Origin of the sequence: Aureimonas sp. N4 (assembly GCF_001463925.1) — a bacterium.
In the GTDB taxonomy this organism is placed as follows: domain Bacteria; phylum Pseudomonadota; class Alphaproteobacteria; order Rhizobiales; family Rhizobiaceae; genus Aureimonas; species Aureimonas ureilytica_A.
The window spans coordinates 75851-97730 of record NZ_BBWS01000054.1; the positions used below are offsets into that span (position 1 = coordinate 75851).

Consider the following 21880-nt stretch of genomic DNA (forward strand, 5'->3'; position numbering starts at 1 on the left):
TTGACCGAGCGCCGTGCTCCGTCCCATCACTCGCCGCAGGACCGATGGGGCCTTCAGTGGATGGAGCGCTCGCGGATCGCAGGATAGGGATTGCCGGATGGCACGCAAGAACCGGGATACGGACTGGATCGCCGACGAGGCCGTGGAGGAGGCGCCAGCGGAGCCCTGCTGGCTCTGCGGACGCCCGCTCGGGAAGACCGTCGATCGCTTTCACCCGATCCCCAAGAGCCGGGGCGGGCGTGACACGGTGCCCGTCCATCCGATCTGCCGGGAAACCATCGACGCTAATTTCTCGGCCAGCGAACTCGTCCGCCACGCGGAAATGGGCATCGCGCTGACGAACAACGAGGCGGTCGCGCGCTTCGTCAAATGGGTCGCCAACAAGCCCGCCGACTTTCATTCCGCGACCAAGGGCGGCCGCTAGACGCCTTGAACGCTATGCGGGAAGCGTCAGGCCCGGCCCGCCACCGTCCGCCGGTTGTCTTGGAACCTGTCGCGCTTCGTCCCGCATGTGATCCTGGACTGATCGCCGGCCCGATGCCGGATCAGGGATTGCCGCTCATGGCGCAGAGGAGTTCGAACATCATCGTCGCGCCGGTCAGCGCCGTCAGCCCGGTGGGGTCGAGCGGCGGCGAGACCTCGACCAGATCGGCGCCCACGATGTCGAGCCCGGCGAGGCGGCGAACCATGGCTTGCGCTTCGCGGGTCGTGAAGCCGCCGATTTCCGGCGTACCGGTGCCCGGCGCGAAGGACGGATCGATCCCGTCGATGTCGAACGAGACATAGGTTGGGCGATCACCCACGAGATGGCGCGCCTCGTCTATCACGGAGGCGACGCCGCGTTCGGCGAATTCCTCGATGAAGACGATGCGGATGCCGGCCTCACGGGCATAGTCGAAATTCGCCGCCGAGGAGATCGCGCCGCGAATGCCGATCTGGATCGAACGTTTGGGGTCGATCAAGCCTTCCTCGATCGCCCGCCGGAAGGGCGTCGCGTGGTTGTAGCGCTGGCCGAAGAAGTCGTCGAACGTGTCGGAATGCGCGTCGAAATGGATGAGGCCGACCGGCTCGCCCCGGTGAAGGCCGCGCAGGATCGGGAGCGTGATCGAATGATCGCCCCCGGCGGTGAGCGGCCGCGCGCCCGCATCCGCGATCTCGCGGAAGAAGGCTTCGATCGAGGCGAAGCTCGCCATGAGATCGAGCGGGTTGACCGGCGCGTCACCGCAATCGGCAATGCGTAAGGCATCGAAGGGTGAGAGGCCGGTGACGTGATGCACGGCCCGCACGAGGCTCGACTGATTGCGGATTTCGCGCGGCCCGTGGCGCGCACCCGTCCGGTTCGTCGCGCCGCCGTCGAAGGGCACGCCGACCAGCGCGATGTCCACCTCGTCCGGCCGGGCCTGCGGCAGTCGCATGAAGGTCGCCGAACCCGCAAAGCGCGGCACGATGCCGGAATCGAGTGGCTTGAAACGCGTCTGTTCGGCTGGCGTCATCGCGGAACCCATCCTTGTCCTCGTCGCTCGTCCGGCCCGAAACGGGGCGGTTCGCTCCCATCCCGAGTGAGAGATATGACCTTTGTCGGGAAGAGCGTGCGGGGATGCAAGGCTTTGGCGAGAGGGCGGTCGGGAAGATCGGGCCGAAGACGGGTGCTGGGTGAAGGGTGCCAAGACCCAATAGCCCCAAGACGGCGCGACGGCTTAGCGCGTGCGCCCCGTAACCGCTGCGCAGCCGAAGGACCGCGCAGCGCAGACGGCTCGATCGTCGCGAACGAGTTCGCGTCTGCGTCCGGCGCAGAGCCGCGCATTAGGTTCCATAACGCGTCTTACGAGACATCTAAAAGCCGCGTCTGCGCCCCGATCATCCGGCGGTTCCCTGCCTCGCGCAGGCGATGCGGCCGCCTGTCGCATTCGCAAACCCATTTCGGAAGTTTCGAATCGAAACGGCTTGATCGAATATTAATCACAGCATGTGAAGCATATTGACGCCTTTTCTGCCACCCTGAAAATTAAGTCGACCGAAGTTTCATGAGGATCGCCAAAAAATGCGCATGACGATGAAGTTGAAGCTTGGCGTCAGCTTTGCAGCCATCTTGGCCTTGACTGCGGCTGTCGGCTATATCGGCGTGCAAAGCTTGAGCGACAGCAACGGAACGTTCAAACGTTTCGTGGAGGCGCCGTTTGCGTTGAACAGCCAGACCGGCGATATGGCCAAGGCCTTGTCCGATATTCGTCGCTCCGTGCTTCTGACCTTGGCGACCGACGACGAGACATCCGCCAATCAGGCCAAGAGAGATTATCAAAGCGCCTGGCAGGCCATCGATCGAAACATGGATGCGGCGTTCTCCATCATGGATGAAGCGGGACGCCGGGAGTTCGCCGATCTGCGCCCCTCTCTCGACGCGCTGCGGCAAATCTCAGACGAAACCATCGCCACCGGCCTGAAATACGATGCCGGAGGCGCCAAGACCGTTTTCCGGTCCACCAACGAGTCCGTCGAGGCCTTGAAGGCGCGCCTGACAGCGCTCGGGCAGAGCAGCGGCCGCTCCGGCTCGGCGGACTGGCAGATCACCGCTCAGACCATCTTCGGCCTCATGGATCGCGCGCGTTTGGACACGGTCGGTGCCCTGTTGCTCGACAAGCAAACCGAGCTCGACAACCTGAGCGCGGATCTCGACAAGACCAACGGCCAGCTTGCGCAGGCTTGGGCGAAGCTCGAAACCCTGCTGGGGTCTGCGTCATCGGCCGAGGTCGCGGGTTTGCGCAACGGCTGGAATACGGCCTTCGCGGATTTTCGCGCCCAGGCCGATATCGGGCTCCAGAATCTCGGAGCCAAGATGGCGGACCTGATCGCCGACAAACTCGTTCCCGGCACCGAAGCGGCCGCCGCGCGGATCGACGCCCTGGACACACGGGGCGATCAGATGACGCAGGCGTTCCTGACGGATTCCGATACGAGCTATAGATCGACGCGCAATCTTCTCATCCTGATCGTCGGCGCGGCCGTCCTGGCCGGTACGGCTGCCGCGGTGTGGATGGCCCTGTCCGTGTCGCGGGGCCTGTCGCGGTCCATCCATGTGGCGAGGACGATCGGCTCCGGCGACCTGTCCCAGCCGATCGCCGTGAAGGGAAATGACGAGATCGCCGATCTTCAGCGCGCCATGAGCGACATGCGCGACAAGCTTCTCGACATTGCCGGCTCCGTGTCCGCATCCACGACGCAGGTTCAGCAAGGCTCGTCTCTCGCGGCGGCCACCGCCGAGCAGCTCTCGTCCGGCTCGTCGGAGCAGGCGGCGGCCTCCGAGCAAGCCTCGGCGGCCGTCGAGCAGATGTCGTCCAACATCCGGCAGAACGCCGAGAACGCCTCGCAGACCGAAAAGATCGCGGCGCAGGCCGCGACCAGCGCCGAACGCAGCGGCGAAGCGGTCGCCAAATCCGTCGAGGCCATGCGCACCATCGCCGCGCAGATCACGGTGGTTCAGGAAATCGCGCGTCAGACCGACCTTCTGGCGTTGAACGCAGCCATCGAGGCGGCGCGCGCCGGCCAGCATGGCAAGGGCTTTGCGGTGGTCGCCTCGGAAGTGCGCAAGCTGGCGGAGCGCTCCCAGCAGGCGGCGGGCGAGATCAGCCATCTTTCGGGCGACACGCTCGCCGTCGCCGACGAAGCGGGCCGGATGCTCGACACGCTGGTTCCCGACATCAGACGCACCTCGGAGCTGGTGGCGGAGATTTCGGCCGCCTGCCGCGAGCAGTCGATCGGTATCCAGCAGATCAACCAGTCCATCGTCCAGCTCGATCAGGTCACGCAGTCGAATGCCGGCGCGGCCAACGAGATGGCGGCGACCGCCAGCCAATTGTCGACGGAAGCCTATCGCCTGAGCGAGCGCACCAGCTTCTTCAAGACCGGCGCGGCCCTCACCCCTGCCCCCACGGCACCCTCGGCCCCTGCCCCCCGGAAGCCGGATCGCCAGCAGGCCGTGCGTGCCTTGCAGGAGCGGGTGAGCGAGTTCGGACACCAGCACGCGGCCAAGGCCGCCGCCGCATCGCCGGCGAAGAAGCCGGGGATGAGCCTCGATCTGGATGACGCGTTCGATCGGATGAGCGCGTAAGGCGGCCATCGGCCAAAGGCGTGGAGGGGGGCGGAGGCTCCGATGACCCCGCCTCCGGCCGCCGAGCCCATGCTTGGACACGCCGGCAGTCGAGGAAGCGGACGGTTACGCGGGCGTCCCGTCGCAAAAGCCGGCAGAGCAATACGGCGGAGCCTCACGCACCCGCACGTCCCGGCCGGTCTGAAGGCTCGTTCGTCCCGCCCGCGAAAAGCGCCGTGGGCCGAGCGATTACAACTGGCGCGCCACCGACGAGCGCCAGACGAGTGGGGCCTCGAATACCCGATCCGCCGGCTCGTCCACAATGCCGCCCGCGACGATGCGCACCATCCATTGGCTGATGTCGGATACGGGCTGCGCGAAGGTGGTGAGATCGTAGGAGGCCCAGCCCGCCTGCTCGATATCGTCGAACCCAATCACGCCGACCTCCCCCGGCACGCTGCGGCCGAAGCGATGGCGCGCGGCGTCCAGAACGCCGCAGGCCAGAAGATCGGTCACGGCAAAGACGGCATCGGGCGGATCGTCGGAGGCGAACAGCTCGGTTCCCCCCTGAAGGCCGCTTTCATAGGCCGTGGCCCCGCCCTCCCAGACGGCGACCTGCCGGCCCGCCTCGCGCGCGGTGGCGAGGAAACAGTCCCGCCGAGCGGTGAGGCTGGGGGTTCCGATCCCGGAGGTGACGAGGGCGAGGCGCCGATAGCCCGCGCGTAGAAACAGGTTGGCGGCGGTGCGGGCGGCGCGCGCATTGTCCACCGAGAGATTGACCGTACCGGGCAAGTGGTCGTCGCGATTGAGAAGGATCAGACGCTGGCCGCTGTCGAGGCAGCTCTGCGCGATCGAGCGATAGGGCGTGCCCGACAGAACCAGGGTCGCGTCGGCGCGGTAGTTGAGCGTCTGGCGCAGTGCCTCGTCCACCCGCCCGGAGGCGCGCCCCGCGTTCAGCACCATGACGACCTTGCCGGCCTCCTGCAGGACGCGCGACAGGGTTTCGATCAGGCTCGACAGATAGGGCGTGTGGATGTCGGCGACGACCAGGCAGACGATCCCCGTCTGCTGGCGCATCAGCCCGCGCGCCAGATGGTTGACATGGTAGCCGAGCTCGGCTGCGGCGGCCTCGACCTTGGCGCGCGTGTCGGGCGAGATGCTGGCGCCCGGCGTGAAGGCGCGCGACACCGCCGAGCGCGAGACGCCCGCCAGCCGCGCCACTTCCTGCGCGCTCGCAAAGGCGACCGGACGCGCCGCCTCCTCGTATCCCTTGTGTTTCGTCATCGCTCTGTCTGCAAGGCCGTGCAACGTCGACAGGGGCGACGATGGCAGAACTCGAAAAGGTTGACAACCAGGATCGAAACGTCGAGCTTGCACAGGAGTGCAAAGTACCAACGATGCTGGGAGGCTCGACAATGCGCACCAAACTTCTCATCGCCGCCATGCTCGTGGGAGCGGCGTCCGCTCCCCTTCCCGCTCAGGCAGCCGGAACGCTGAACCTGATCTGCGCCGCCGACGTGAAATGGTGCGAGCTGATGGAGCGCCTGTTTGAGGCCGATCACGACATCGACGTCAACATGGTGCGCATGAGTTCGGGCGAGGCCTATGCCCGGCTTCGCGCCGAAGCGCGCAATCCCAAGACCGATCTCTGGTGGGCGGGCACGGGCGACCCGCATCTTCAGGCCGCCGACGACAAGCTGACGGCGGAGTATAAATCCCCCATGCTGGAGCAGCTTCAGCCCTGGGCGCAGAAACAGGCCGAAGTGTCGGGCTATCGCACGGTCGGCATCTATTCCGGCGCGCTCGGCTGGGGCTACAACACCGAGATCCTCGCCAAGAAGGGGCTGGACGCCCCGGCCTGCTGGAAGGACCTGACGGACGCGAAATACAAGGGCGAAATCCAGATCGCCAATCCAAACTCCTCGGGCACCGCCTATACCGCGCTCGCGACGCTGGTGCAGCTGATGGGCGAGGATGAAGCCTTCGCCTATCAGAAGGCGCTCAACGCCAATGTCACGCAATATACCAAGTCCGGCTCGGCCCCGGTCAAGGCGGCGGCGCGCGGTGAGACCGGCATCGGCATCGTCTTTATGCATGACGCGGTGGCGATGACCAAGCAGGGCTTCCCGGTCAAAACCGTCGCCCCGTGCGAGGGCACGGGCTTCGAGGTCGGCTCCATGTCGATCGTCAAGGGCGCCAAAAATCTCGAGAACGCCAAGATCTTCTACGACTGGGCGCTTTCGGCCGAGGTCCAGTCCAAGGCCGCCGAGGCCGACAGTTTCCAGCTGCCCTCCAACAAGAGCGCCACCGTGCCGCCCGAAGCGCCCAAGCTCGGCGAGATCAAGCTGATCGACTACGACTTCGCCAAATACGGCAATGCCGAGACCCGCAAGGCGCTTCTGGAGCGCTGGGACCGCGAGATCGGCGCCTCCGCCAACTGATCCGACGTCGGCGGGCGCTGGATGAGCGCCCGCCTGTCTCAGTCAACGGGAGGACTTGCCGATGGATTCGCGTGTTCGCCGGCTCGACGGCGCGCTGCTGCTCGCCCTCGTCGCCTTCGCGCTCCTGCCCTGGTACGGGCTGGAGGGCGGCATCTGGAACGGGGGCTGGGTCGCCTCCTGGCTGCTCGCGCGCGAAGCCGCGCCCGCTCTGGTGCAGATCGGAGTGCGCTCCGCGCTCTGGCTCGTGCCTTTGGCGCTTGCCATCGCGGCTGCGCTCGCCCTGCGCTTCACGCCGCCAGGAGAGCGGCGCGGGCGGTGGCTGGCCGCTGTCGGCGGCATCGGCCTCGCCTGTCTCGTCGCGGAAGGGCTGGCAATCGGCTATGGCGGCTGGAACTGGAGCGGCTGGGAATCCCTGTTCGGCCCGCTGGAGGACGGCCAGCCGCCCTTCGGTCTCGGCGCTTTCGCCCTCGCCCTGGCCTTCCTTCTGTTTCTGTCTTTTGGTCTGGCCGAGCGCGGCCGCCTGCGAGGCGATGCCTTCGTTCTGTCGGCCATCGCGCTTGTCGTCGCGCTGGTCACGGCCTTCGTTCTTTATCCGCTGGCGAGCCTCTTTGCCGGCGCGTTCCAGGCGCTCGACGGCTCGTTCGACGCCACCAGCTTCCTCACCAATATCCAGGACCCCTCGATCTGGTCGCTCGGCTGCCTGACGGGCTCGGGCAATTGCGGCCTCGCCTGGCGCACCGTGACGCTCGCCATCTGCACCGGCCTCGGCACGACAATCCTCGGCCTTGCCTTCGCGCTGGTGGCCACGCGCACGGGCTTTCCCTTCAAGCGCCTCCTGCGCCTTCTGACGATCCTGCCGATCATCACGCCGCCCTTCGTGATCGGTCTCGCGCTGATCCTCCTCTTCGGGCGCTCGGGCGTCGTCACGCAGACCATTCTGACGCTGACGGGCCTCGATGGCGGGCGCTGGCTCTATGGCCTGCCCGGCATCTGGATCGCGCAGATGCTGAGCTTCACGCCGATCGCCTTCATGGTGCTGATCGGCGTCATGGAAGGCATCAGCCCCGCCATGGAGGAGGCCGCGCAGACCATGCGCGCCAACCGCTGGCGCACCTTCTGGACCGTCACCTTCCCGCTGATGCGCCCCGGCCTCGCCAACGCCTTTCTGGTGGGCTTCATCGAAAGCATGGCCGATTTCGGCAATCCGCTGGTGCTCGGCGGCAGCCATGGCGTCCTTTCGACCGAAATCTTCTTCGCCGTCGTCGGCGCGCAGAACGACCCGGCTCGTGCGGCCGTTCTCGCTCTCGTGCTCCTCGCCTTCACGCTCTCGGCCTTCTTCCTCCAGCGCGTCTGGCTGCGCGGGCGCTCCTACACGACCGTCACCGGCAAGGGCGATTCCGGCCGCCATGTGCCGCTGGACCCCAAGCTGCGCGCCATCGTCGTCGGCGCGGTTTCGATCTGGGTCGTCTTCACGCTCACCGTCTATGCCATGATCGTCTTTGGCAGTTTCGTGCGCACCCTCGGCCTCGACAACACGCTGACGCTCGACCACTACGCCAAGGCCTTCTCGGTCGCCTCGGGCGAAAGCGGGTTGCGCTGGACGGGCGTTGCCTGGAACTCGTTCTGGACGACGATGGAGATCGCGCTGATCGCCGCCCCGCTCACCGCCCTGGTCGGCCTCCTGTCGGCCTATCTCCTAGTGCGCCAGCGCTTTGCGGGCCGCGAGATGCTGGAATTCGTGCTGATGCTCTCCTTCGCCATTCCCGGCACGGTCATCGGCGTGTCCTATGTGCTTGCCTTCAACCTGCCGCCCATCGAGATGACGGGCACGGCGATGATCCTCGTGATCTGCTTCGTCTTCCGCAACATGCCGGTCGGCGTGCGCGGCGGCATCGCGGCCATGAGCCAGCTCGACCGGAGCCTCGACGAGGCCTCGCTGACGCTGGGGGCCAACTCCTTCACCACGCTGCGGCGCGTCGTGCTGCCGTTGCTGAAGCCCGCCATCGTCGCGGCGCTGGTCTATTCCTTCGTGCGCTCGATCACCTCGATCAGCGCCGTGATCTTCCTGGTCAGCGCGCAGTACAATATGGCGACCTCCTATATCGTCGGCCTGACGGAGAACGGCGAATACGGCGTCGCCATCGCCTATTCCACCATGCTGATCGCGGTGATGGTCGTCGTCATCGGCCTGTTCCAGCTCCTCGTCGGCAAACGCACCTTGCGGCGCGAAACGCGCAACACCGCGCCCGCCGCCGCAGCCCCCACGACTGCCGCCACGCTTTCGCAGGAGAAGGTCGCATGACCCAGACCGCCGCCAAGGGCTCCGTCCGTTTCGAAGCCGTCGAAAAGCGCTTCGGCGCCGTCCTCGCCATCCGCTCGCTCTCCTTCGACATCGAGCCGGGAACGCTGGTGACGCTGCTGGGGCCGTCCGGCTGCGGCAAGACCACGACGCTGCGGATGCTGGCCGGGCTCGAACAGCCGACCGCCGGGCGCATCCTGATCGGCGGGCGGGACGTCACCAACCTGCCCGCCAACGAGCGCGACGTCTCGATGGTGTTCCAGTCCTACGCGCTGTTCCCGCATATGAGCGTCGGCGAGAACGTCGCCTATGGCTTGCGCTCGGGCGGACGCTCCAAGCGCGAGGCGCTGGAGCGGGCAAAAGATGGGCTGGCGCTGGTCGGCCTCGAAGGCTTCGCCGAACGCCTGCCGAGCGAGCTATCGGGCGGCCAGCAGCAGCGCGTCGCGGTCGCGCGGGCCCTCGTCTTGGAGCCGCAGGTTCTGCTTCTGGACGAGCCGCTCTCCAATCTCGACGCGCGGCTGCGCCGTCATGTGCGCACCGAAATCCGCGAGTTGCAACAGCGCCTCGGCTTCACCGCCGTCTATGTCACGCACGATCAGGAGGAGGCGCTGGCCGTGTCCGACCGGATCGTGGTGATGAAGAGCGGCGAGATCGCGCAGGCCGGCTCGCCCCGCGAATTGTACGAGACGCCCGCCTCCTCCTTCATTGCCGACTTCATCGGCGAGGCCAATGTCGTGCCCTGCGAGGTCGCGCGCGCGGGCGATGGCGGGCTAGAGGCCCGGCTCGGCGGGCTGCGCCATCCGATCCGCGCGGCGACGGCGCGCGAAGGCGCGGCCCAGCTCGCGATCCGCCCGAACGCCATCACGCTGGGCGAGCCCCGGCCCGATCGGCTGGACGGGCGCGTCGCCAGCGCGGCGTATCTGGGCGATCACATCGAATACGAGGTGGAAACCGCGCTCGGCCGCCTTTTCGTGGTGGATACCGCCATCGAGACCGTGCGCCCCGTTTCCAGCGCCATCGGCATCGGCCTGCACGAGCGGGGCGTCGCCCTGATCCCGGCCTGAGAGAGATCATGACCGACATGAACGAAACCACCGACCACGCCATCCGCGCGCGCCAGACGCTGGCCGAAGCCATCGCGCGGGAGGGCGGGCGCGTCGCGCTATCCTATTTCCGCGACCGCTCGCGCCTGACGGTCGACCAGAAGATGAACGGGCAGGATGTCGTCTCCATCGCCGACAAGGAGGTCGAGACCTTGCTGCGCGAGCGCATCGCGGCGAGCTTCCCCGAGGACGGACTGCTCGGCGAGGAATACGGGCTTCAGGAGGGCCGATCGGGCTTTCGCTGGGTGATGGACCCGATCGACGGCACGAGCCCTTTCGTATCAGGCATTCCGGCCTGGTGCGTGTCCATCGCCCTGATGCAGGGCGAGCGGATCGTGGCGGGTGTGATCTACGCGCCGACGACGGACGAGCTGTATTCCGCCCGGCGCGGGGCGGGCGCGACGATGAACGGCCAGCCGATCCGCGTGTCGGAGAGCGCGACGCTCCAGACCGGCATTCTGGGGCTCGGCGCCAATCACCGCGTTCCCGCCGCCACCGTCTCGCGCATCGTGGAGCAGCTTCTCACCGAAGGCGGCATGTTCATCCGCAACGGCTCCGGCGCCTTGATGCTGGCCTATGTCGCGGCCGGGCGTCTGGCGGCTTATTGGGAGCCGCATATGAACGCCTGGGACTGCTATGCCGGCTTTCTTCTGGTGGAAGAAGCTGGCGGCTGGATCGTTGAGCCCGCCGAGTGGAGCGGCCTGATGGATGGCGGTCCCGTCGTCGCGGGCTGTCCCGGCACACGGGCCGATCTCCTGCGGATCATCGGGGCGAAGCCCGCCTGAAGGGAAGCGGCGCGTCCGGCTGCGCGCTCGTTCTCCCGCACATCGCACAAGCGAATGGTTTCGTTGGCCCCGCAACACAATTTTTAAGTGACTTCACCTATCATCGGCGCGAAACATTGGCAGTGCTGAGGGGTGGGAGCCCAGTGATCGATATGCATCAGCGGGTCCCCCCGGGCGAATGCGAAATCGACTCGCCACCCGCCGAAAGGATGGCGGAACGGATCGCCGTTCAGAATCGGATCATCGCGGACCTGCAAGACCAGATCCGCGAACAGGACATCCGCTACCGCTACGCCTGTGAACTCAGCAATCGAATTCCCTGGATGGCGGCGCCGAACGGCGACCTCATGGAACTTCCGCCGCTCTGGACGGTGCTGACCGGGCTGAGCGTCGAGGAATGCCTGGGGAACGGTTGGGTCGCTGCCGTCCATTCCGAAGATGTCGAACCCCTGAAGGAGATCTGGCAGCAGGCTGTTTCGACCGGTGAGGACGCGCAGGCCGATTTTCGGCTCATCATGCGCAACGGCGATCTGCGCTGGTTCCAAGTCCGCGTCGCACCACGCAAGGCGGAAGACGGATCGATCATTCGCTGGTACGGTACGCTGGAGGACGCTCACGACAGGAGGGTCGCCGAAGAGGCGTCGAAGCAGAGCGAAGCCTTCGCGCTCCGCGTGCTGGAAAGCACGACCGATCATGTCGTGGTCATGGATCGGGATTGGCGCATCACCTTCATGAACGCGCAAGCCACACGGTTCATACACGATCGGCGTCACGGGAAGATCGGGGATGTCCTGTGGGATATCTATCCAGACTATCTCGGAAGCGACTACGAAATCCACTACCGACAAGCCTTGGCAACCGGCAGACCCGTTCGGTTCGAGACGGGGATGATCGATAGCGACGGGTGGCTCGACCTCAACGTCTGTCCCACGAGCGATGGGCTCGCGGTGTTCTTTCGCGACATCACCGAGGTCAAGCGCGCCAGCGACGCGCTCATCGAACAGGCGCATCGGGACGAGCTGACGGGCCTTGCCAACCGTGCCCTCTTCAACAAGGCGCTGGAGGAGGCGTTCGAGCACCGGGCCGAGCGCGACACCAGCGTACTCCTTCTCGACCTCGACCTCTTCAAGGAGGTGAACGACACGTTGGGCCACCCGGTGGGTGACAGGCTCCTGAGAAAAGTGGCGCTCCGGTTCCAGTCGGCGATCGGCAAGAGGGACGTTCTCGCCCGCCTGGGCGGAGACGAGTTCGCCGTGATCCATCGCCCGAGCGCCGATGGGCGCAGCGTCGAGGCCCTGGCCGAGCGCCTGATGGAGAGCTTCACCGAGTGCTTCTTCGTGGACGGCATCGCGATCAAGCTGGCCGCCAGCATCGGGACCGCCAAGTCCTCGCCAGCCGACACCTCGTCCAACGACCTGTTCAAGGCGGCCGACATCGCGCTCTACCGCGCCAAGGAAGACGGACGCGGGGCGATCCGCGCCTTCGACGACGGCATGGCCGAGCGCCTGCAGGCCCGGCAGACGATGAAGGTCGATCTCGATGTGGCGCTGGTGCTCGGCGAACTGCGCCTCGTCTACCAGCCGCTTCTCGACATCGCCTCCGGGCGGATCGCGGGCGCCGAAGCGCTGGTGCGCTGGCGCCATCCGACGCTGGGCGAAATCTCGCCGGGCGAGTTCATCCCCCTCGCCGAGGATACGGGCCTGATCGTCGAGATGGGCGACTGGATTCTTCGGCAAGCCTGTATGCAGGCCGCACTTTGGCCCGACGACCGGACGATCGCCGTCAACATCTCGCCCGTCCAGATCCGCGACGAAACCCTCCCTGAGCGCGTTCTTTACGCGCTCTCGAACGCCGGCATCGCGCCGTCGCGGCTGGAACTCGAAATCACCGAGTCCGTGCTCCTGAACGATAGCGAGCGCAACATTGCCGTGCTGCACGCCCTGCGCGAGGCGGGCGTGCGGATCGCGCTCGACGATTTCGGAACCGGCTTTTCCTCGCTGTCCTATCTGCGCTCGTTCCCCTTCGACAAGCTCAAGCTCGACCGCTGCTTCGTCGGCGATATCGGGGGCTCGCCGCAATCCGAGGCCATCATCCGAGCTGCCGGCGAGATGGGCCGGGCGATGGCGATGACCACCACCGCCGAGGGCGTTGAGACGGCCGAACAGCTCGACTGGCTGCGCGCCAATGGCTGGTCGCAGGCGCAGGGCTGGCACACCGGCCGCCCGATGGAGGCGAGCGCGATCCGCGATCTCATGAATAGGCGCAAGGGGGAGCCTGCGAGCGCGGGCGAAAATCCCGATCCTTGCGGAAGATGACGCAGGCCCGCTGACCTTTGGCTGGGCGTGAACGCCTGAGGTCGCCCGCCGACATACCGGGGCTCGGGTGCACCCCGGACCCGAAGCCAAGGCGGCCATGGGTCAGGTCCCGCGCAGGCCGCCCCTCGCCCGCGAGGTCCCGCTGCCGCTGGCTCTCAGGGGCCGGCGCAGATCGTGGCTTTCACGGTCGGCACCTCGCCCACCTGCGCGCCATAGGCCCGGAAGCCGAGAGCATCCAGCTTGATGATGCGATAAGAGGGATGGCCGCCGGTCCACCAGAGATCGGGCCGGTCGAGATCGGTGATGAAGCGATGCGCGCAGGCCTGTCCCGAACTATAGGCGATGCCCTCCGCGCTCGTGCCGGCCAGCGGCACATGGATATGCCCGAAGACGATATGGCGGATGCCGGCGGGATGCTGGCCGAGCACCCGCATCAATGCCCCATCGTCATGCATCCCGATCGCGTCGAAATGCGCGATGCCGACCTCGATCGGCGGATGGTGGACGAAGACGGTGACGGGCTGGTCGCCGCTCTCGGCCAGCGCGGACGAAAGCCAGGCCAGACGATCATCCCCATAGATGCCGCCGATCACGCCGGCCTCGTGGCTGTCCAGAAACAGGAGGCGGCCGAAGGGCGTGTCGAGATGCGACTGGACATAGCCGTTCGCGTCCAGCGGCTGCTCGGGAAAGGCCGCGATGAAGTTCGGCCGGTCGTCGTGATTGCCGAGAAGGAGGCGCATGGGGAACGGAACGGGCGTTAGAATATCGCGAAGCAGGGCGTAAGCCTGCGGGTCGCCGTGATTGCCGAGATCCCCCGTCATGACGAGGAGATCGGCGTCGGCATGGCGCTCCACGATATCGGCCACGGCGGCGCGCAGCTGCTGTTCGGGATCGACGCCGTTCACCACCACGCCGGACGGCATGAGATGCGTGTCGGTGATTTGAATGATCTTCATCGCTCAGGGGTCCTGCGGTATAAGAGACTGTTTTGAAAGTTCCCGGCGGAGGATCGGCGAGGGATTTTCGGTTCGGGACTAGGCGCCAAACGCAGTCGATGCCGGCGGCATCGGCGAGGATTGGCAACGAAGGCCCGGACGAAAAGCACCGCCGAGCCGACCCGGCGAATTTTCGAAATAGTCTCGATCAAAGCCGCGAGGGCTTTGCCCTCGCGGCCGCTGGTGCCGTTACTTCATCAAGGCGTTGGTCTGCTCGACCATCTGCTTGAGCCCGGCTTCGGGCGTCACCTCGCCGCGCATCACCGTGCCGATGATGTCGCGCTGGGTGCGCCAGATGCGCACCGAGTCACCGCCCGGATAACCGGCCCAGGGCAGCGAGCGGTCGGCCTGGAGCGAGGCGGTCTTCACGTTCGGATGCTCGGCATAATAGGGCGCGAGATAGTCCGGCCCGGTGGCGAGCTTGTTGGTGGGCAGATAGCCGGTGATGCGCACGATCTGGTTTTGCGCCTCCGGCCCGGTGATCCACTTCAAGTAGTCCCAGGCCGCGTCCTGCTTGGCCTTGTCCTGCGTCAGGATCACGGCCGAATTGCCACCCGTCGGGACGCCGCCCTTTTCCGCGTTGTCGAGCGGGAAGGTCGCGGTCTTCAGCGCGAAGCGATCGCCCACCAGCCCCTCGATGGTCTGGACATGGGCGGGCGTCGAGAAGATGAAGCCGGTGAGGCCCGCGCCGAACTGCTGGCGCGACTGGTCCCAGTCGAGCAGGGTCTGGCCGCCCTCGGTGACGAAGCGGCGCGTCAGCTTCAGGGCGTTGAGGCCGATCTCGTTGTCGAAGCCGACCGTCTTGGCGGCCGTGTCCACGACCTTGCCGCCCTGCTCCAGGATCAGCGCCTGCCACAGCCAGTCGTCCGGCCAGCCGTTGATGTCATAGCCCATGCCGGCGATCTTGGGATCGAGCGCGTGGATCTTGGCGGCGAGTTCGATGAGACCGGCAAAGGTCTTGGGCATGTTCTCGGGGTCGCCGCCCGCCTTCTTCACGAGATCGGCGTTGATGTAGATGATCGGCGAGGAGGCGTTGACCGGCAGGCCGTATTGCTCGCCGTCCACCTGGCCGAGCGCGGCCATTTTCGGGCTGTAGTTCTTGTCCATGAAGGCCTGGCCGCCTTCCTTCTGGATGAAGGGGCCGAGATCGGTGATCTGGCCGCGCGGCTTCAGCGTGTGCACGAGTTCGCCGGTCAGATTGTAGCCGGAGAAATAGACATCGGGCAGATTGCCGGTGACGGCGGCGCGCAGAACCTGCTGCTGCCCCTCGTTGTAGCCGGCGGCCGGCGCGAGGAAGTTGATCGTCACATCGGGATGGGCCTTCATGAACTGATCGGCCAAAGGCTGATGGAATTTCGTGAAGCCTGGCAGGTTGTAGAGGACGTTGAGCGTGACCTTGTCCTGCGCCAACGCCGGCAGTCCCACCGAAAAAAGGGTCAGCGCGGCCGCCAGGCCGCCGAGGGCGGTCCGTCGTGTCGTGATCATGATGAACTCCAGATGATACGGTGTTGGACCGGCGGCGTTACTTGACGCCGGTCATGGTGATGCCCGCGATGAAGTGCCTGCGGGCGAGAAGGAAGCAGAGAACCATCGGCGCGGTGATGATGGCCGCGCCCGCCATGAGCGCGCCATAGTTCGCGCCCGACTCCACGTCGGAGAAGAACAGCATTCCGAGCGGGGGCGGCGCGAGGTTGGTGTCCGACACGACGATCATCGGCCAGTAGAGATCGTTCCAGTGCGCCACGAGCGAGAAAACGGCGAAGGCGGCAAGCGAGGGCAGCGAGCCGCGCAGCACCAGCCCCCAGCAGATCTCCCATTCGGAAAACCCGTCCATGCGCGCCGCCTCGATGATCTCGTCGGGATAGGAGCGGAAAGACTGGTGAAACAGGAAGACGGCGAAGACCGACAGGAAGAAGGGCGCCATCATCGCGAAATAGGTGTTCAGAAGCTGGGCCTTGGCGAGCCCGACGAAGAGCGGCAGGGCCAGCGCCTGCATGGGCACGCAGAGCGCCGCGATGATCAGCGTCAGCAGGAGCTTGCGGCCGGGAAAGCGGAGCTTCGCCAGCGCATAGGCCATGGGTACCGCGGTCAGCACCTGCACCGCGAGAATGCCGAAACACACGATCACGCCGTTCAGCATGAAGCGGGCCATCGGCACCTGCCCGATCGCGCGGGCGTAATTGTCGGCGGCGTCGAAATGCTCGGGGATCGGCCAGAGCGAGACGTCGAAGATCTCGGCGGGCGAGCGGATCGAGGTCAGCGCCATCCAGTAGAAGGGAAGCAGCATGACGAAGGCGCCGAGCGCGAGAACCGCATGCGGCGCGGTGGAGCGAAGGCGAAGCATCAGTAATGTACCTTCCGGTCCAGAAAGAGGGTCTGGCCGACCGAGAGGATCAGGACGAAGAGGAGGAAGACCAGCGTCAGCGCGGCGGCATAGCCCGTGTTCGAATATTCGAACCCTTCGAGATAGAGCGCATAGAGCAGCGTTTCCGAGCCCGACCGGCCCTTGGTCAGCACCGCCACGGTCTCGAACACCTTGAAGGCGGAGATGGAGGTCGTGACCACCACGAACAGGGTGGTCGGCCCCAGCATCGGCCATGTCACGATGAAGAAGCGATCCACCGGGCTCTTCGCCCCGTCGAGCCGCGCGGCCTCGTAAAGGTCCTGCGGGATGGCGGTGAGCCCGGCCAGAAACAGCACCATGTTGAAGCCGAGGATCTGCCAGATGCCGATCAGCGCCATGGTCGGGATCAGCAGCGCGGGGTTGGATAGAAACGCCACCGGCTCGAAGCCCAGCGCCTTGATGGCGGCGTTGACCGGCCCGAGCGAAGGATGCAGCAGAAACTGCCAGACCGTCGCCATGGCGACCAGGGTCGCGGTGACGGGCAGGAAATAGGCCGCCTCCCAGAAGGCGCGGCTGCGCTTGCGCCCATGCACCAGAAGCGCGATGCCGAGCGCCAGAAACACGCCGAACGGGATCACGATCAGCGCATAGACCAGCGTGTTGGTGACGGCGCGCAGAAACACCGCGTCATGCAGGGCCTTGGTGAAGTTGGCGAGCCCGACGAAATGCGTCGAGAGCGCCCCGAGCTGGTAGTCCGTCACCGAGAAGCCGGCCAGAACCACCATCGGGATCAGGTAGATCGCGAGAAGCAGGAGGCCGGCGGGGGCGGCGAAGAGGAGGCCGCGCCGCGCCATCCGGCGATCCCGGCTTGCGCGGGGCGCGCTCGCTCCGGCGGGGCGCGCGGGGGTAGGGCTGAGAGCGACCGTGCTCATGCCGCCATGCGCTCCCGGCAGGAGATGTCACAGCGCAGGCCGTCGCTGCCGAAGAGATGCGCGCGCCGCTCGGCAAAACGCAGATGGACGATCCCGTCGGCATCGGCCCCGATGGCCTCGCCGGCCTTCTGCCGCATGACGAGGCGCACCGCCTCGTCCCCCAGAAGCTGGCAGGTCACGAAACGGTCGGCCCCATGGGTTTCGGATCGCAGCACCCGCGCCGCGACGCCGCTCGATGCGGGCTCGATGTCCTCGGCCCGGAAACCGAGCGTTCCCGTCCCGCTCGTGCCCGCCGGCGCGCGCAGGTCGAACCGTTCGGCTCCCGCCGAAATCTCGCCGGAGGCGGAAATCTGCACCGGCAGAAGGTTGATCGACGGCGTGCCGATGAAGCGCGCGACGGTGAGCGTCGCGGGGCGCCCGTAGAGTTCGTCCGGGGTGCCGAGCTGCTCGATCCGGCCGCCCGACATGAGCGCGATCCGGTTCGACATGGTCATCGCCTCGATCTGATCGTGCGTGACATAGACGAAGGTCGCGCCGAGCCGGCGATGCAGGGCGGTCAGTTCCTCGCGCATATGGGCGCGCAGCTTGGCGTCGAGATTGGACAGGGGCTCGTCCATCAGGAAGGCGGCTGGCGAGCGCACCAGGGCGCGGGCGAGCGCCACGCGCTGGCGCTGGCCGCCCGACAATTGCGCGGGCTTGCGATCCAGAAGATGGCCGATTTCCAGAAGCTCGGCGGCGCGCACGGCCTCCGCCCCGATCTCGCGCAGCGTCTCGGCTCGGCCCGGCACCATCCGCCCGGCCAAGGGCATCCGCGCCCAGAAGGGCAGGCGGCGCATCCGCAGCGGCGTTTCGATGTTCTGGCGAACGCTCATATGCGGATAAAGCGCGTAGGACTGGAACACCATCGCGAGGTTCCGGTCGGACGGATCGACATCGGTGACATCCCGCCCGCCGATGGACACGCTGCCCTGGGTGGGCGATTCCAGCCCGGCGATGATGCGCAGAAGGGTCGATTTTCCGCAGCCCGACATGCCCACCAGCGACAGGAACTCGCCGGGCTGCACGGTGAGATCGATCCCCTTCAGGACGTCGTCGCCGCCGAACCGTTTGCCGATGCCCGAAAGCGCAAGAGATTGAGATGTCATGCGTGGCTCCATTCAGGAGCGCGTATGCATCCCCGCCCATGACACGTTCACGACAATGCCGGGGCGAAGCGCGCGAAAGATTCCGCGCCCTTGCAGGCTTGGGTTGTGGGGGCTTGCGCTGACAGGCTCAGACAGGCCGATGTGTTCCGCCCGATCCCGCGCAGGCTTCGACAGACTCCAGACCTCCGCCTCAGGGCTGCAAGGCGCGCTGCACCAGCACCGTGTCGACATATTGAACGAAGCGGACGATCTGTCCGCCCCGCACCGTCCAGGCATGAACGAAGGGCGCACGGAAGCTCTTGCCGGTCGCTTTGTAGGTGCCGCTGTAATGGCCGAGCGCGATCACCTCGTCGCCTTCGCTAACATAGCGATCGGGCACGGCCTGATAGCCTTCCCATTCCGTTGCGAGACGGATGAAGACGCCGTCCACGATGGCCTGCGGCCCATGAAACGTGCCGGCATAGGGATAGCCCTCCGCCTCCGTCCATTCGATATCGGGCGCCATGCCGGCCAGCACGGCCGGCAGGTCGGCGGAGGCGAAGCCGGCGTAAAGGCGCTGGATCGTGTCGAGAGGGCTCATCGGATGGTCCTTTCCTTGGCTGACGATGGTCCCCGTTTTCGCGGACCTCATCCGGAAAGGCGTTCGCGGGACGGCGCGCGGGCGTTCGGTGACAACGAACACGATGCGACCTAACAGGGCGCGCGTCCGCACGACCCCGTTCAGAACCGCCAGTCGATCGGGCTCGCCGGCCGGTAGCGGCAGTAGCTTCCCGTGCAGACCGAGGCGGCGAGATGGCGACCCAGCGCCGGGCACAGGGTCTCGATCTCCGCGATGGCGGCGCGCAGCGTCCTCGTGACGTTGACGCGCATCCGCTCGTCCGGCGAGCCGAGGCGGCGCGTGCGCCCGCCGAGCCCCACGCTTGTGGCAAGTTCTCGCGAGACGCTCTCGTGCTCGCGGCGCACCCGTTCGCGCTGCTCGTCACTTAGCGCGTCCCCGTCGGCCGCGAGCAAGCGTTCGAGGGCGGCGAGACGCTTGCGATAGGCCGCGATCGCCTCGCGGTCGAGCACTGGCTCGCCGCGCCCGGTCTCACGCGGCTCGCCATCGGCCAGGGCCGCCAGATCACCGGCGGCGATCTCGGCTTCGGGCGACTGGAGGAGGTGCTTGAGCTGGCGCAGGCCCTTGCTGCCGGGCAGCAGCGCCTGCGTCCCATCCAGCCCGACGACCCACACGCCGTCCTGCCGCCGGAACAGGCCGACAGGGTGGAGAGGCGTTTCGAGCTGCCTCAGAAGACCGGCGGCGGCCTCGCGCGCCGCGCCGTCCCGCAACCGCTCGGCCACGGCTTCGGCCTCCAAGGCCAACGCCAAGGCCTCGTCCCGCCCGGTCCCGGCCGCGACGCGAATGCGCGCGCAGTCGGCGAGAAGACGCGCCAGCGAGCCGTGCACGTCGCCGAGGCGCGACAGCCCGACGCGCCGGCACAGGGCCAGCGCCTCGTCATAGAGCGGCAGGGCGTCCAGCGCCTGCCCGCGATGCTCGAGAACATGCGCGAGGCTCTGATGGCCGATCATGCGCACCACGAGGCTGCCCTCCCGCTGCGTGGCGATCACCGTCCGGTAGCGGTCGGCGGCGCGCTCCCAATCGCCGGAGCGCTCGAAGCCGAACCCGACATTCCACGCCGCGAAGCCCTGGCCCCAGCGATCCTCGGGACAATGCGCGATCAGCGCCGCGCCCTCGCGCGCCCGCGCCAGCCCCGCCTCGGCCTCGCCGCCCATGATATCGCATTCGCCGCGCAGGCACAGGAGATAGCCGCGCAGATGATCGGCACCGGGGTCGTTGAGACCCACGAGATGGGCGAGCCCCAGATCGAGTTCGCGCGCCGCGGCCGCCCAATCGCCCGTGTCGTGCGCTTCGAGAAAGCCGAGGCCGAACTGCGCCGCCGCCAGAAGCGCTGCTGGAGCGCCGTCGGCCTGCCCCAGCGCGGCGCGCAACCAGCCGATGCCCTCGCGATGCCGGCTCGCCGTCCACCAGAACAGGGTGAGCGCGGCGGCGGTCTGGAGCGCCTCCACGCCGCAGCCGGCCTCCAGCAGCGTGCCGAGCGCGGCGTGAAAATTGTCGACCTCCGCCTGGAGCCGGGGAAGCCAGTGATCCTCGGGCACGAAATCGGCGGCGCGCGCCTCCAAGGCCAAAGCCGAGAAATGCGCGGCATGAGCCCGCTTGACCTCATCGAACTCGCCGGCCTGCGTGGCCAGAGCCATTGCGAAGAGCCGGACCGTGTGAAGCAGCCGGTAGCGCGCGGCCTCCATGTCGAACTGCACCAGCGAGTGCTCCACCAACTCGCGCAAGGCCGGCAGCACGTCGCCGCGCGCCAGCTCGCGCCCCGTGCAAACCGGGGCGACGGCCCCAAGCGCAAAGCCGGCGGGGAAGGCCGCCAGCCGGCGCAGAAGGAGACGGGCGCGCGGTGAGAGAAGCGCGTGGCTCCATTGCATCGTGGCGGTCAGATTGGCCTGACGCGCCGGCACGGGGCCGCGCCGCTGGAGAATGTCCAGCCCCTCCGTCAATTGCGCGGCAATCTCATCGAGCGGCAGGACGCCCACCCAGCCCGCCGCGAGTTCGATCGCCAGCGGCAGCCCGTCCATCGCCCGGCAGATCGCCTTTGCTGCGTCCGACGCCCCGCCCTGCAGGGCAAGCTCCGGCGCGCGGCGGCTCGCCCGCGACAGAAAGAGATCGAGTGCGGCGGCCTCGTCCAGCATCGGCAGGCGCAGTTGCACCTCGCCGGCATAGCCCAGCGGCGTTCGGCTGGTGGCGATGACGCAAAGGTTTTTCGTGTCCCGCAGAAGCGCGTCGATCAGCGCGGCGGCGTCCTCGGCCACATGCTCGCAATTGTCGAGAACCAGCACCAGCTCGGTGTCGCGCAACCAGCCGACGATCGCCTCTCGATAAGGCCGGCCACCGGTCTGCGGCATGTCCACGGCGGCGGCCACCGCGCCGAGCACCGCCCCCTCGCCCGACAAGCCGTCGAGGCGCACCAGCGCGGTGCGGCGCGCGTCCGTCTCGCCCCTTCCCCCAAGCCATTCCAGCACCAGCCGCGTCTTGCCGACCCCGCCGGGGCCGGTGACGGTGACGAGGGCCGGCGAGCGGGCGAGCGCACCGAGTTCGCTCAAAGCGTCGAGGCGGCCGACAAAGGCGTCGCGGGCGGGCGTCATGCCGAGCGCGCTGTCGCGGGCTGGCGGGGGACGCCGAACGAACCCACGCGGAGCAGGCAACCCTGCCCGGCGGGACCAGGGCGCGATCGTCTCACTCGGAGGGTTCCGTTCCCGGCTCTCAAGCAGGCGACCGGGTTTTCATTCCCCATGCCGAACCCTTCTCCTGACACGCACACGAACGCAGACGCTCGATAGTCTCACGAGACGCGCTTTTATCAAAAGTCTTGAGCCGGCAA

At 67.0% G+C, this 21880-nt stretch carries 16 protein-coding genes; 7 read left to right on the forward strand and 9 right to left on the reverse strand.

Going from position 1 to position 21880, the window contains the following annotated elements; translation table 11 throughout:
• Positions 1 to 97: 97 nt before the first annotated feature.
• Positions 98 to 424, forward strand: a complete 327-nt coding sequence (locus AUL28_RS18335) for a hypothetical protein (RefSeq protein ID WP_062235449.1) — start codon at positions 98 to 100, stop codon at positions 422 to 424.
• Positions 425 to 545: 121 nt separating this feature from the next.
• Here the strand turns inward: AUL28_RS18335 and speB are convergent, their stop codons facing one another.
• Complete coding sequence (gene speB, locus AUL28_RS18340) at positions 546 to 1493, reverse strand: agmatinase (protein ID WP_062235560.1); 948 nt, start codon at positions 1491 to 1493, stop codon at positions 546 to 548.
• A gap of 548 nt (positions 1494 to 2041) precedes the next feature.
• On the opposite strand from speB, the gene AUL28_RS18345 reads away from it, so the two are divergent.
• Positions 2042 to 4105: a HAMP domain-containing methyl-accepting chemotaxis protein gene (locus AUL28_RS18345; protein WP_082640564.1), complete on the forward strand. Its 2064-nt coding sequence runs from the start codon at positions 2042 to 2044 to the stop codon at positions 4103 to 4105.
• A gap of 228 nt (positions 4106 to 4333) precedes the next feature.
• Here AUL28_RS18345 and AUL28_RS18350 read toward each other — a convergent pair whose 3' ends face one another.
• Positions 4334 to 5368, reverse strand: a complete 1035-nt coding sequence (locus tag AUL28_RS18350) for a LacI family DNA-binding transcriptional regulator (protein ID WP_062235454.1) — start codon at positions 5366 to 5368, stop codon at positions 4334 to 4336.
• Positions 5369 to 5499: 131 nt separating this feature from the next.
• On the opposite strand from AUL28_RS18350, the gene AUL28_RS18355 reads away from it, so the two are divergent.
• The 5 genes from AUL28_RS18355 (at position 5500) to AUL28_RS18375 (ending at position 13027) form a co-directional block, all read left to right on the forward strand.
• A complete protein-coding gene (locus tag AUL28_RS18355; RefSeq protein ID WP_062235457.1) occupies positions 5500 to 6525 on the forward strand; it encodes an ABC transporter substrate-binding protein in 1026 nt (341 codons plus the stop codon).
• Between the two features lie 61 nt (positions 6526 to 6586).
• A complete protein-coding gene (locus AUL28_RS18360) occupies positions 6587 to 8827 on the forward strand; it encodes an ABC transporter permease (RefSeq protein WP_062235460.1) in 2241 nt (746 codons plus the stop codon).
• Positions 8824 to 9888: an ABC transporter ATP-binding protein gene (locus AUL28_RS18365; protein WP_062235463.1), complete on the forward strand. Its 1065-nt coding sequence runs from the start codon at positions 8824 to 8826 to the stop codon at positions 9886 to 9888. The genes AUL28_RS18360 and AUL28_RS18365 overlap by 4 nt, the downstream gene beginning before the upstream one ends.
• Positions 9889 to 9896: 8 nt before the next feature.
• Positions 9897 to 10712, forward strand: a complete 816-nt coding sequence (locus AUL28_RS18370) for an inositol monophosphatase family protein (RefSeq protein WP_082640565.1) — start codon at positions 9897 to 9899, stop codon at positions 10710 to 10712.
• Positions 10713 to 10921: 209 nt separating this feature from the next.
• Complete coding sequence (locus AUL28_RS18375; RefSeq protein WP_192843494.1) at positions 10922 to 13027, forward strand: putative bifunctional diguanylate cyclase/phosphodiesterase; 2106 nt, start codon at positions 10922 to 10924, stop codon at positions 13025 to 13027.
• 155 nt (positions 13028 to 13182) lie between these two features.
• Here AUL28_RS18375 and AUL28_RS18380 read toward each other — a convergent pair whose 3' ends face one another.
• The 7 genes from AUL28_RS18380 to AUL28_RS18410 all read right to left on the reverse strand — a co-directional run bounded on the left by AUL28_RS18380 (position 13183) and on the right by AUL28_RS18410 (position 21644).
• Positions 13183 to 13983: a phosphodiesterase gene (locus tag AUL28_RS18380; protein ID WP_062235468.1), complete on the reverse strand. Its 801-nt coding sequence runs from the start codon at positions 13981 to 13983 to the stop codon at positions 13183 to 13185.
• 228 nt (positions 13984 to 14211) lie between these two features.
• A complete protein-coding gene (locus tag AUL28_RS18385; protein WP_062235469.1) occupies positions 14212 to 15507 on the reverse strand; it encodes an ABC transporter substrate-binding protein in 1296 nt (431 codons plus the stop codon).
• Between the two features lie 37 nt (positions 15508 to 15544).
• Positions 15545 to 16366, reverse strand: coding sequence for a carbohydrate ABC transporter permease (locus AUL28_RS18390; RefSeq protein WP_062235470.1), 822 nt, complete (start codon positions 16364 to 16366; stop codon positions 15545 to 15547).
• On the reverse strand, positions 16366 to 17298 hold the full coding sequence (locus AUL28_RS18395) for a carbohydrate ABC transporter permease (RefSeq protein ID WP_062235472.1): 933 nt from the start codon (positions 17296 to 17298) through the stop codon (positions 16366 to 16368). Before AUL28_RS18395 ends, AUL28_RS18390 begins: the two co-directional genes overlap by 1 nt.
• Positions 17295 to 18443 carry an ABC transporter ATP-binding protein gene (locus AUL28_RS18400; RefSeq protein ID WP_062235475.1) on the reverse strand — a complete coding sequence of 383 codons (1149 nt, stop codon included), beginning with the start codon at positions 18441 to 18443 and terminating at the stop codon, positions 17295 to 17297. Before AUL28_RS18400 ends, AUL28_RS18395 begins: the two co-directional genes overlap by 4 nt.
• A gap of 190 nt (positions 18444 to 18633) precedes the next feature.
• Positions 18634 to 19023, reverse strand: coding sequence for a nuclear transport factor 2 family protein (locus AUL28_RS18405; protein WP_062235478.1), 390 nt, complete (start codon positions 19021 to 19023; stop codon positions 18634 to 18636).
• 140 nt (positions 19024 to 19163) lie between these two features.
• Positions 19164 to 21644 (reverse strand): ATP-binding protein, encoded by a 2481-nt coding sequence (locus AUL28_RS18410; RefSeq protein WP_062235480.1) that lies wholly within the window; start codon positions 21642 to 21644, stop codon positions 19164 to 19166.
• Positions 21645 to 21880 lie beyond the last annotated feature (236 nt).